This window comes from Anabaena lutea FACHB-196 (genome assembly GCF_014698305.1).
In the GTDB taxonomy this organism is placed as follows: domain Bacteria; phylum Cyanobacteriota; class Cyanobacteriia; order Cyanobacteriales; family Nostocaceae; genus Anabaena; species Anabaena lutea.
Genome location: NZ_JACJST010000022.1, coordinates 38,029 through 50,220 on the forward strand (window position 1 = coordinate 38,029; position 12,192 = coordinate 50,220).

General features: G+C 40.5%; 11 protein-coding genes. 4 read left to right on the top strand and 7 right to left on the bottom strand.

Going from position 1 to position 12,192, the window contains the following annotated elements:
- Positions 1–18 precede the first annotated feature (18 nt).
- The 4 genes from H6G59_RS20445 to H6G59_RS20460 form a co-directional block, all read right to left on the bottom strand.
- A complete protein-coding gene (locus H6G59_RS20445) occupies positions 19–1,629 on the bottom strand; it encodes a tetratricopeptide repeat-containing S1 family peptidase (RefSeq protein ID WP_190717718.1) in 1,611 nt (536 codons plus the stop codon).
- Positions 1,630–2,299: 670 nt separating this feature from the next.
- The gene (locus tag H6G59_RS20450) at positions 2,300–3,046 is read right to left on the bottom strand and encodes a S1 family peptidase (RefSeq protein WP_190717721.1); all 747 of its coding nucleotides are present in this window, start codon (positions 3,044–3,046) and stop codon (positions 2,300–2,302) included.
- 100 nt (positions 3,047–3,146) lie between these two features.
- Positions 3,147–3,671, bottom strand: coding sequence for a COP23 domain-containing protein (locus H6G59_RS20455; protein ID WP_158624040.1), 525 nt, complete (start codon positions 3,669–3,671; stop codon positions 3,147–3,149).
- A gap of 51 nt (positions 3,672–3,722) precedes the next feature.
- Positions 3,723–4,520, bottom strand: a complete 798-nt coding sequence (locus H6G59_RS20460) for an SAM hydrolase/SAM-dependent halogenase family protein (RefSeq protein WP_190717723.1) — start codon at positions 4,518–4,520, stop codon at positions 3,723–3,725.
- 125 nt (positions 4,521–4,645) lie between these two features.
- On the opposite strand from H6G59_RS20460, the gene pirA reads away from it, so the two are divergent.
- The 4 genes from pirA (at position 4,646) to H6G59_RS20480 (ending at position 9,141) form a co-directional block, all read left to right on the top strand.
- Positions 4,646–4,801, top strand: a complete 156-nt coding sequence (gene pirA, locus H6G59_RS20465) for an arginine synthesis PII-interacting regulator PirA (protein WP_177176225.1) — start codon at positions 4,646–4,648, stop codon at positions 4,799–4,801.
- A 363-nt stretch (positions 4,802–5,164) separates the two neighbouring features.
- The gene (locus tag H6G59_RS20470) at positions 5,165–6,205 is read left to right on the top strand and encodes a DUF389 domain-containing protein (protein WP_190717725.1); all 1,041 of its coding nucleotides are present in this window, start codon (positions 5,165–5,167) and stop codon (positions 6,203–6,205) included.
- Positions 6,206–6,354: 149 nt separating this feature from the next.
- Positions 6,355–7,368, top strand: a complete 1,014-nt coding sequence (locus tag H6G59_RS20475; RefSeq protein WP_190717727.1) for a mechanosensitive ion channel family protein — start codon at positions 6,355–6,357, stop codon at positions 7,366–7,368.
- Between the two features lie 201 nt (positions 7,369–7,569).
- Positions 7,570–9,141: a Na+/H+ antiporter gene (locus H6G59_RS20480; RefSeq protein ID WP_190717729.1), complete on the top strand. Its 1,572-nt coding sequence runs from the start codon at positions 7,570–7,572 to the stop codon at positions 9,139–9,141.
- 382 nt (positions 9,142–9,523) lie between these two features.
- Here the strand turns inward: H6G59_RS20480 and gatC are convergent, their stop codons facing one another.
- From gatC to H6G59_RS20495, 3 genes are all read right to left on the bottom strand, one after another.
- On the bottom strand, positions 9,524–9,814 hold the full coding sequence (gene gatC, locus H6G59_RS20485) for an Asp-tRNA(Asn)/Glu-tRNA(Gln) amidotransferase subunit GatC (protein ID WP_190717731.1): 291 nt from the start codon (positions 9,812–9,814) through the stop codon (positions 9,524–9,526).
- A gap of 79 nt (positions 9,815–9,893) precedes the next feature.
- Entirely contained in the window at positions 9,894–10,415 is a 522-nt protein-coding gene (locus H6G59_RS20490) for a photosystem I assembly protein Ycf3 (RefSeq protein ID WP_190717733.1), read from the bottom strand.
- A gap of 255 nt (positions 10,416–10,670) precedes the next feature.
- The gene (locus H6G59_RS20495; protein ID WP_190717735.1) at positions 10,671–12,161 is read right to left on the bottom strand and encodes a UDP-N-acetylmuramoyl-L-alanyl-D-glutamate--2,6-diaminopimelate ligase; all 1,491 of its coding nucleotides are present in this window, start codon (positions 12,159–12,161) and stop codon (positions 10,671–10,673) included.
- Positions 12,162–12,192: the final 31 nt, after the last annotated feature.

Sequence of the window (12,192 nt, forward strand, 5' to 3'; positions counted from 1 at the left end):
CTGATTCAGACAAAAATACTATTGTTGTAATTGTCTAATTCTATTCAAAGCATCTTGATAATCTTCATTCTTACCTTGTTGTTGAGACAATTTAGCTGATTGCTGAAAGTCAGATATTGCTTGAAATGTATTCCCTAATTGAGAATAGGCATTTCCCCTATTGTAGTAGGCATTGGCATAGTTAGGATTAATTTTAATAGCTTGGTTGTAATCTGCTATTGCACCTTGATTATCTCCTAACTGACGACGGACAGTTCCCCTATTGTAGTAGGCTAAGGCAAAGTTAGGATTAAGTTTAATAGCTTGGTTGAAATCTGCTATTGCACCTTGCTTATCTCCTAAATCAGAACGGACAGTTCCTCGGTTGATGTAGGCATCGGCATAGTTAGGATTAATTTTAATAGCTTGGTTGTAATCTGTTATTGCACCTTGCTTATCTCCTAAATCATCACGGAAAACTCCCCGGTTGCTGTAGGCTTTGGCATAGTTAGGATTAATTTTAATAGCTTGGTTGAAATCTGCTATTGCACCTTGCTTATCTCCTAAATCATCACGGGCAAGTCCCCGGTTGTAGTGGGCTATAGCATCGTTAGGATTAATGTTAATAGCTTGGCTATAATCTGCTATTGCACCTTGATTATCTCCTAAAGCAGAACGGACAACTCCCCGGTTGTAGTAGGCTTGGGCATCATTAGGATTAATGTTAATAGCTTGGTTGTAATCTGCTATTGCACCTTGCTTATCTCCTAAGTCAGAACGGGCATTTCCTCGGTTGTAGTAGGCTTCGGCATAGTTAGGATTAATTTTGATGGCTTCATTATAAGCAACTATAGCTCCTTGCTTATCCCCTTTTTTTTGCTTATCCAAACCTAACGCAAAATAATCATCAGCAGAACCTAAAACCAAATCCAAATCATCATCAGCACCCCCACCTCTAGGTTTAGCAGTTACACCGGTTGAAAGCCTGATAAAAGTATTAATAGGAATACCAGCATATCTATTTAAATTCCTATTTTCAAACTCATCACCCCGGCCATGAATACCTATCAACTCTCCTTGCTGGTTTAACACTGGTCCCCCACTCATACCCCTGAGAGTCTGGTTAGTATAAACCAAGTTATAACCACCATCCACAGTCACCTGTTTAGCATTAGCGGAAACTTCCCCATTAAAACAGTCATAAAGCGGAATAGGAATACTACCAGTTTGGGGACGAAAACCACCCACATAAACATTATCCCGACGTTGCACCACATCAGAATTACCAAACTTAGCAACTTGATAACTTCTATTACTGCTAAACTGCACCATCGTTAAATCTACCGCAGTTCCCAGAGGCTTGATATTCTGCACATTAATGGGATAACGTTGTCCATCTGGGGTGAAAATGGTATATCTTAAATTCTGATCTCGGAAATTATGAAAAGCAGTGAGAACAGTATAAGTATTGCCATCTTTTTTGATTAAAGTTCCCGAACCATTGTATTTACCATTATCAATTAAAACGGTGATTTTTTCGGCTATTACATCTATTTCTTTACTGCATGATAAACCCTGTCCTGTAGCTGGTTGAGTCAGGGTGAGGGAGGTGAGGATAAATAAGGTGGGAAGAGTATATTTATAGTGCATATTATTATTTTTATTTTATCAGAATCAGGTGGTTATCGAGCGTTCACGAAGTGTGTCGAAGACAAGTCGAGATGATGTCCAGGATTAAAGGATTTATGGCTTTAGCTTGCGTGACGACGTAGGAGTCATACGCCACGCTACGCGAACAGGATGTGATTGTTAGATTTATGGTTTTCCTTTGGGTGTTTTTTGTCAGAATCAGGATGTCCAGGATTTCAGGATGTTCAGGATTTTAGGTTACAGATTTTTGACTTAATTTATTATTCTTTAAAAGGAGGAAAAAAAGAATGTGACTATCTTTAAACCCGGATTTTTGATATTGATAGTTGTTTATGACTGTGTGAGTTTTAAATCTGACTCTATATGCCGACACAGATTCCCACCATAATTTAATGATAACCTAAACTAGAAAAATGTCAAGGGGTTTTTAATAACATTTAGATAAAAAAATTCCTAAAAATCCTCAAATCCTGAATATCCTGATTCTGAGAAATAAAGACCCAAAGTCAAACCATAAATTCAACAATTACATCCTGTAAATTCTCAAATCCTGGATGTCCTGATTCTGAGAAATAAATTCTGACTTTTGACTTTTGACTTCCTGAAGGGTGTCCTGGATATCCTGACTCTGACAAATAAAATCATCAATATCATTTTACATTATGGTGAGTCAGAGACTCAAGTTTACATTCCCAGTCTCAGACTGGGAACGAGAATTTTTAATGTTTAGTTTTTCTATGGGTACAGCCCAACTTAAACGGATGATTTGTTGATGTAATGTTTCTGTTGTTGGTGTACCATCAATATATGTTGAGGGAGTATCCCAAATTGGATAAGCGTGCATTCCATTGACACCGACTAACTCACCTTGTTTATTTAATAATGCTCCCCCACTCATGCCTTTTTCTAGTTGGTTTGTATATCCTATTTGATATCCTCTTTCTAAGGCTTTTTCTAACACCAAAGCTATTTTCCCAGTCGTTAATACTAGTTTTGGAACTGCGCTTTCTTCGTTAGCTGGGAAACCCGCAACAAATACTTCATCCCCTGTTTTCGGTTGTTTACCAATAGTTGCTACCGAATACCCTTTGCTAGTAGAAAATTCCAAGATTGCTAAATCATATTTTGCCAAGTTCGCTTTTTTCGATACTTTGGCTTTATAAACTTTCCCATCTGGAGTTACTATTTTATAAGGTGGTTCGTCTGCTTCTAAAACATGAGCATTGGTTAAAACAGTATAAATATTACCTTTTTTGTTCAGCAAAATTCCTGAACCTAAAAACTGCGTTGATAGCACTTTTACAGTAATAGCTGCTGCTTGCTGTTTTAACTGGGTTTGGAAAAGTTCAGTTATGGGTTGATCAATACTCGCATTTTCAGCATAAACACACAGGTTAGCGGTTGACGCTGGAAGCATGATAGATAAACCACTAATACAAATGATTAATTTGATGATGGTATGTAGAGACGTTCCATGGGTAGGGATTCTCGTCTCTACATTATTGGTAATCAGATATTTATTTTTGCTCACCTGCTAAATTATTCAAATAAATATCAAAATCAAACATAATATCTTCAGGATCACCATTTTGAGTCTCAATATTACCAGCGGCTAAAGCATTCTGATTAAATAGTCTATTAGCTATGGCTTTCCTATTTGCACCTTTTTTGAGGGTAAATAATAAATTACTGTTGTTGCAGACTGTATTAGAATCACTTCCAGAGCAAATTACAGGTAGCTTGTTAACTATGCCAGAGGATATTTTTCTCAGTGTACCATTATCATAATTTCTCTGAAATCTTGATGATACTTCGTAACACCGATTTTTGGGATTATGAGGTGCGGGAAAGTCTGTAGATGTCCATTTCATCACTCTGTATCTTCTCCCATCTTCTGTCCGGGCAAAGGTGAAATATTCACCGCCACTTCTGTCACAATAGAATGTAGTGCCTCCAGCATAACTGGGTTGAGAGATGGTTGCGGTAGTAGCTACTGCCATCAAAGATGCGAAAATAAAGGTTGTTGATAATTTGTATTTCATTAGGGGTTTAAATTGTACTGTATCAATATCCTCTAACATTCATAGTATAAATTAGCAAGATTGCAAAAACAAGACGTGTAGGGTATCTTGCCAGTTAATCTGCAATTGCATATGTGCATTACCGCTATTGATCGCAATTTCTACCCAACCGTGACTACCAACTAAAGCTAAGGCTTCCCCAACTTGTACATCACTGTAGGTTTCACATCCTGGTATTGTTAAATCTGCTACATTTACCCTCCAGGTTTTCCCTTGTACATAACTTTCGGGAATGTTGCTGACTAAGTTACCAAAGTGGTCTATATATTGAATACAGCCTGCTACACCTGTAGTTGTCTCGTAGCATTCGCCAATATCTAATTTTACCAAGGTTGCAGGATTGATTTCCTTTCCTAATTCTTGCAAAGATACACCACTTGCTAGATGCGCTGCTACTGGTGCAAAGATATCTCTACCATGAAAGGTGCTGCTGGGTTGGGATGTGCGCCAATAGTTAAGATTTGTAAGCTCTACTGCTGTAATAACCTGATTTTTGCTGGTTATGCCACTAAAAATGCCGTTATCGGGGCCAACAAGAAAACCTTGAGCTAATTTTAGTGCGATCGCTCTCCTTTGACTACCCACCCCCGGATCTACCACTGCTAAATGTACTGTATCAACGAGGAAATAGGGATAAGCATTCATCAAGCAAAACCTTGCTGCGGCGACGTTTTGGGGAGGAATTTGGTGCGTCAAGTCTACTAACTTCAAATCTGGATTAATTTGAGCAATAACACCCTTCATTACCCCAACATACACATCGTTATTGCCGAAATCGCTCAATAAAGTCAGGATTTTTGATTGGCTCATTTGCTGATGAAACAAGGCTTGACTATTAATATATATTTTAATATAATTTTCTGTAACAACAGCTACAAAATATATGTTATGTTATAACTGCATGACATAAAAATAAACATAAAGGAGTTATGGCTATGAGTAGCAATAGACTAGAAGCAGTTCAAAAAGCGGAAGAAGCACACAGACAGAACATTCAAAAAAGTCTAGAACATCGCTTGGAAGTAGCTAGAGCTAAGTCTGACGAAAAGCTAGTTCGACAGTTGGAAGCAGAGATGGCTTCTTATCGCTAGGATTAAGTTTTCAAAGTTCATAGTTGTGTTGTGTGTAAACCTGCGTGAGCGGGTTTTTTGTTGAGCTTTTTTTTGAGTAGATTCGGTGCAAAAAAACAAAGTACGTAAATTCTGCTTCACAGGGTTTAAGTAAAGAGCTTCTATCAGGGGTCTAAATCTTTGTTACAAAACTTAATTATATATTCCTAACGAAACGGTCGGCACTATTACGTTGGCGTAGCCTGCTGTAAGCACTATTACGTTGGCGGTAGCCTGCCGTAGGCACTATTACGAATTATTTTATCTGGAGATAGATATTTTTGCTAAACCTTTTGTTTAAAATCCTTAATTTAGAATTGAATTATTTGATTTGGGGAGCGGGCTTTGATAAACAATATTCGGAATCGTTTTAGTGAGTTCAAGCGTAAAAAGGTTGAACCATCACAACTAAAACAGTTGGTCTATGAGTTGTTGGAAGAGTCTACTGCCGACGCAACATATTTGGTGTTGATTATTGGTTCATGTGCGATCGCTACATTTGGGTTACTCACCAACAGCACTGCTGTAATTATTGGAGCGATGATTATTGCACCCCTGATGTTACCAATTCGAGGTTTAGCCTTCGGTGCATTGATCGGAAATATCAACCTATTTCGTCAAGGCGTAATAGCAGTATTATTAGGCACATTATTAGCACTTTTAATTTCTTACAGTATAGCTGCCCTAGTTAATTTACCTAGTTTTGGTAGTGAAGTGTTATCTCGCTCCAAACCTAACCTACTCGATTTGGGTATTGCTGTTGCCGCAGGTGGTATCAGTGGTTACGCCAAGGTAAATACAAAAATCTCTGCTAGTCTGGCAGGAACAGCAATAGCTGTGGCGTTGATGCCGCCAATCTGCGTCATTGGCTTAGGTCTAGCAAAATCTGACTGGTCGCTGAGTTTAGGAGCAACATTGCTCTACCTAACCAACCTTTTGGGTATTAGCCTTGCTTGTATGCTGACATTCTTATTGACTGGCTATTCTCCTTTGCATCGCGCCCGAAAAGCACTCCTATGGGCATTGGCATTGACGGGTATTTTACTGATACCTTTAACGGTGGGCTTTACCCAACTAGTTAGACAAGCACAACTTGAAAACAATCTGCAAAAGGCTCTACTAAACCGAACCATAACTTTTCAACGCTTAGAACTACTGAAAACTGATACTAATTGGCTGAATAATCCGCCCCAAGTTCGCCTGAGTGTTCGCGCCCAGTCACCTGTAACATCAAAGCAAGTAAGTCTTTTAGAAGCGTTTCTCGAAAAAGAAATGGGTCAAGCATTCACACTAATTTTTGAAGTAAGTGAGGTGAAAGAAATCAGGCGAGAAATATCAGATTCTAGTGGCAAAACTCTAATGGACAAGGAACAAATTAAAAATTGAAATTACGTGGGCGTAGCGCGAGAGTCGGCACTATTATCAATTAATAATTATTTTCATACTATTAATAGAGAGTAAAAAGTAACTATAGATGGAATTAAATAACAGGACTTTTGCTTATCATCAGCATTGCTGATCATTAAGTAAATATCATGAATGCAGATATATCCGCACTTTGGGACAGAATCCAGGGAATGATTAACGGATTCATTGTCCTACTGCCGAATATCGTGCTGGCATTGATTGTCTTTGCCATCTTTTTCCTTATTGCTAGAGCAATTAAGAGACTAGTTAAACGATTAACACGCGATCGCCACCAGGCTCGGAATCTAGGAATAGTACTGGGACGCTTGGCGCAAGGTACAACACTGTTAGTAGGACTATTTGTGGCTTTGTCGATTGTCATACCGACATTTCGAGCCGGGGATTTGGTACAATTACTGGGGATTAGCGGCGTGGCCATCGGCTTTGCTTTTCGTGACATCCTGCAAAACTTCTTGGCTGGTATTCTCATCCTCTTGACAGAGCCATTCCGAATCAATGACCAAATAGTTTTTAAAGGCTTTGAGGGAACTGTAGAAAATATTGAGACACGAGCGACAACAATTAAAACTTACGACGGTCGTCGCATTGTGATTCCTAACTCAGAATTGTTCACTAATTCAGTGACTGTGAACACTGCCTTTGAAAGTCGCCGACTACAGTATGATGTCGGTATTGGTTACGGCGATAACATAGACCTAGCTAAGGAGTTAATGCTTGAAGCATTGCATAGTGTGCCAGAAATACTGAAAGACCCTGCTCCTGATGTGCTGCTCATGGAACTAGCCGAAAGTACTGTTAACATCCGCGTTCGTTGGTGGATCAACCCGCCACGACGTGCAGATGATCTCGTCTCACGGGACAAGGTGCTATCTACAATAAAGAAAACCCTAGTCGAAAACGGCATCGATTTACCCTTTCCCACACAGCAAATTTTGTTTCACGACCAAACAGAACAGACAGATGGAAACCGCTTTCGTCAGCGTGAAGGTTGGCCGGCAGGCAGAGGCCAAGTACCAAAACCCCGCTGTATCAGCGATTCACTTCGGCTGCTTGCTCAAATGCAGACACAAAAAGATGATAATGGCAAGGTAGATTCTCCAAAAGCTAACGACGAAAACTAAACTACTTGCCGCTAAACCTGTTGAATTCAGTTATAACAGCGTGTAACTTCTAGTTGTTCTGGCTGGGTAAAAGATATAGAGAAAAGCTCTAACAGCAGCTGGTGGCTGTGGTTGTCATTTTACTCCGGGTAAAATGTTGGCGGTTTGATAGTTTCTCTATTTTCATTGATAGTAAATCTTCTATTTAAGTGAAATACTCTTATGGCATTGGAGTCTGCAACAGGTGAAGTCCTAATTACAGAACAACTCAAGCAATTTCTACTAGTACTCTCTGTGTCTTTGAGTGTAGCAACACTACCGCAAATTTTTAGTTGGTTTCGCCGCATCCCTTACACACTCTTACTGGTGATTGTGGGATTAGGGTTAGCATTCGTAAATGTGCGATTGGTGAATCTCTCTCCTGAATTAATTCTGGTGATTTTCCTCCCACCATTACTGTTTGAAGCTGCTTGGAATTTGAAGTGGTCAGACTTAAAGCGAGATTTGCTACCTATTTGTCTGTATGCAGTGCTTGGGGTGGTAATTTCTATTGCCGGAGTGGCACTCGGCCTTCATCAATTTGCTGGACTTGAACTGAGTGTTGCTCTATTAATTGGAGCTAGTCTATCAGCAACTGATCCAGTTTCGGTAACGGCTCTGTTTCGGGAACTAGGCGCAAGCAAGCGTCTAACAACGCTGATGGAAGGGGAAAGTTTATTTAATGATGGTATGGCCGTTGTGGCTTTTGGTTTACTAGTTGCTCTGCCGTTAGGTACTGCCACATTGGACTTCCAGTCTGCGTTATGGGAATTTTTTCAGGTAGTAGGTATTGGTATCGGCGTTGGCGGACTAATTGGGTTTGGCATTTCCTACCTAACACAACGTTTCGACTTGCCACTAGTAGAACAATCTCTCACCCTTGTTTCTGCCTACAGCACTTACTTAATTACAGAACATTTAGGTGGTTCTGGAGTGATTGGAGTAGTCACCACAGCTTTGATTTTAGGCAACTTTGGCTCGCGCATTGGCATGAATCCGCGCACACGGATCATTGTCACTGAATTTTGGGAATTTCTAGCTTTTTTTGTCAATTCGATTGTTTTTCTCTTAATTGGCGATCAAATTCACTTTGCTGTTTTAGGAGATAATTTAAAAATTATTGCAGTCACAATTGCCGTCATTATTGTGGCCAGGGCAGTATCTATTTATAGCTTAAGCAGTCTCAGCAACTGGCTAGGCAAATCCGAAATTTCTTTATCTGAACAAACTGTGTTGTCGTGGGGTGGTCTGCGTGGGTCTGTCTCCATTGCCCTGGCTTTGAGCGTACCAGCCACACTCCCGCAAAGAGAAGAAATTATTGCCACAGTATTTGGAGTAGTTTTATTTACACTGTTAGTACAAGGCTTAACCACCCAACCATTGTTAGAAAAACTAAAACTTTTAGGTTCGCAACCGTTACGTCAAGAATACATGGAAGCAATTGCTCGTCAAGTTGCTCTCCAACGGGCGCTGGAATATTTAGAAACAACACAAAAGCGTCCTGGAATTCAGCCAGAGTTTTATCACTACCAGAAGACGCTGCTTTTAGGAGAAATTACTCTTTTGCAAGAAAAAATTGACAAGTTACTTGATGAATACCCAAACTTACAAGAATTTACAACCGCAGAACTGCGAGGAGAACTGCTGGCAATTGAAGCAGATACCTATGCGGAGTTTGTCCGGGCAGGTAGGTTAAATAAAGAACTTTCACCTTTTTTGCAAACAATGCATAACAGCGCGAATGAAGAGGATTGATTTTGTGAATGTGTGACACCACTGGGTGAGGAGTGGGGAATCAAAGGAAAAAGGAAAAAGAGAAGCAATACTTGTCGGTTAAGCTCAAAAAAATGAAATCACGTAGGTTGGGTTGTTCGCTGTCTTTGTTGCGGAGCAATGGAACGTATACAAGCATTTGTTGGGTTTCACTATCGTTCAACCCAACCTACAAAAATTCTTAACCGAACAGTATTGAAAAGAGAAGGACATTTTTAGTTATAGCCGTGGACAGGGTGGTTAGGACATCAATTGATAATGAAACTCCCACTACAAAAGGGTTTTACTCCTGAACCGGAGGTCTGCGTAGCGTCTCCTGACTCCTGCTATATTTCTTTCCTCTTCCCCTTCTTTGGTAAGCGATTTACTCAGCATTCAGAATTTTAGGGACTTTGAAAAAATCGCCTTCCTGTTGAGGTGCGCTGCTGAGGATGGCTTCTCTATCAGGATAGGGCTGTAACTTATCTTCTCTTGTCACATTGCTGACATCAATAGCTCTGGTTGTTGGCAGTACATCTGTGACATCAAGTTCACTTAGTTGTTCGACGTACTCCAAAATACTGCCCAATTGGGTGGTGAATTTCTCTTCTTCGTCAGGTGTCAATTCTAAACGAGCGAGATTAGCGACTTTGCGAACTTGTTGACGATCAATCATAGTTTAGTAATTAGTGATTAGTAATTAGTGATTAGTCATTAGTCATTAGTAAATTACTGAAGACCAATGACTAATGTGGTTAAAAGAATACGTCAATTTGCGATCGCCCAGTGGTTTTTAACCAGTTTTGAGCTTCAATGTAATTATTGGGAGCCATGCGAATTGCTCTAATCCAATAATCTGCGGCTTGGTCAAAAAGTGCTTCTCCAGCGTCGTTATCACCCTCTTCTTTAGCCTTTTCGCCTTGAAAATGATAAATCACGGCGATGTTATTCAAAGCTTGGGGTAGACGAGGATTTAACTCAACAGCCTGGTGATAGTATTCTAAAGCTTTGTTGTGGTCGCCATTACTAGCGTAAATCAGCCCCATATTGTAGAGAATATAACTCTGATCATTGGAGTCTTCCTCTAGAGAGAGAGCTTCTTCATAGTAATCCAGTGCTTCAGCATATTCGCCTTCTGCCTGGGCTGACATTCCATCTCGGTAATAGACAAATGCTTCTTTAGCTTTTCTGTTAGCTGGTAGCAGTTTGAGGATCAAATCTGCCATGACGGTAAAGGATTTGTCAACAAAGTTATCGTTTTTCTGTGTTCTTGGCATATTTGCCTCTGTGTTGGCTCAAATGAAGCAGACTTTTTCAGGAGTACCGAGTACCGAGTACCGAGTACTAAGTAACCCCATAACTAATTTTCAGGAGTACCGAGTACCGAGTACTGAGTATCGAGTACCGATAGCTTTAGACATGGGGTATCCCCGCGTCTCTGTGTCCCCGTGTCCCCGTGTCTTCTTCAAAATCAGCAACTGCTCCATAGTTAATTTAACTGATTTATGGGCAGTTCTCATCTTTCACAGGTTTTATGATTGATTCTTGATTCTTTGCTGTAAAGCGTCTCGTGCTTGTTCGCGGTCGTCAAAATGGATTTTTTCAGTACCGAGAATTTGATAATCTTCGTGACCTTTCCCAGCCAACAACACCCCATCACCGGGTTGAGCTTGTAAGATAGCGGTATGAATTGCTGTAGAGCGATCGCATATTACCATCGGTTGAACAGAATCAGGAATACCAGCCAGCACATCTTGGAGAATTTTTTCTGGGTCTTCAGTCCGGGGATTATCTGAAGTCACCACAGCCACATCAGCTAATTGGGCAGCTATTTTTCCCATTTTAGGACGTTTAGTGCGATCGCGATCGCCCCCACAACCAAACACACAAATCATTTTACCAGGAATAAACGGACGAGCCGCTTTCAGCAAATTTTCCAAACTATCAGGAGTATGAGCATAATCTACAATCACACTCACATCTTGCTCATCATTAATTTGTACCCGTTCCATACGTCCAGGAACACCAGGAAAATCAGGAATCGCATTGGCTACCAATTGCAAATCTAACCCCAAATGTAAAACCGCACCAACAGCAGCCAAAAGATTTTCTAAATTATACTGACCAACTAAAGGCGAAGCAAAAGCCACATCACCCTTTGGTGTATGTAAAATTCCATTGACACCATTTGGCTGATAACTTAAATCACTCATCCAAAAATCAGCGTTATTGTCGTTAACACTGTAACTCCAAACTCGTTCTCGTTTCAATCCTGCAATTAAACGCTTACCATAGGCATCATCAGCGTTAATAACTGCCCTTCCTTGGAGATAATCAGGACTAAATAACAACGCCTTCGCTGCAAAATAATCCTCCATATCTGTGTGATAGTCAAGATGGTCTTGGGTGAGATTGCTAAAAACCCCCACCTCAAAAGCACAACCCAAAACCCTACCCTGTGCTAAAGCGTGGGAACTGACTTCCATTACCCCAAACTCACAACCAGCATTCACCGCTGCGGCTAATTGTTGTTGTAATTCCACCGCAAAAGGAGTAGTGTGAACAGCAGTTTGTTCAAAACCCGGCCAACGAGTGTAGAGAGTTCCCAGCAAAGCCGTAGGTAAACTAGCTTTCGTAATAAAATATTCAATCAAGTGAGTAGTAGTAGTCTTGCCATTTGTACCAGTTACACCCACCAATTTCAGTTTTTGTCCAGGATAACCGTAAAAAGCTGCCGCAATTTGAGCGCAAGCTTGATTCATATTATTGGCGCTAATCACCACAGAATCTGGTGTAGGCGGATTTTTTGCCACCGCTTGGGGAGAAACAACCGCTGCAACCGCACCAGAAGCCAAAGCACTCGACCAAAACTCCCCACCATCTACTCTAGTTCCTGGCATCCCAATAAACAAATCTCCCACACCACAAGCATGAGAGTTAGTTTTAATGCCCTTAACTTCCACATCGACTAAACTAGGATTTTCCAGACCTTCTACTGTCGCTAGTAATTCCCTTAAGTTCATTTGCTGCACCTCGCCACAAGCTTTACTTGCG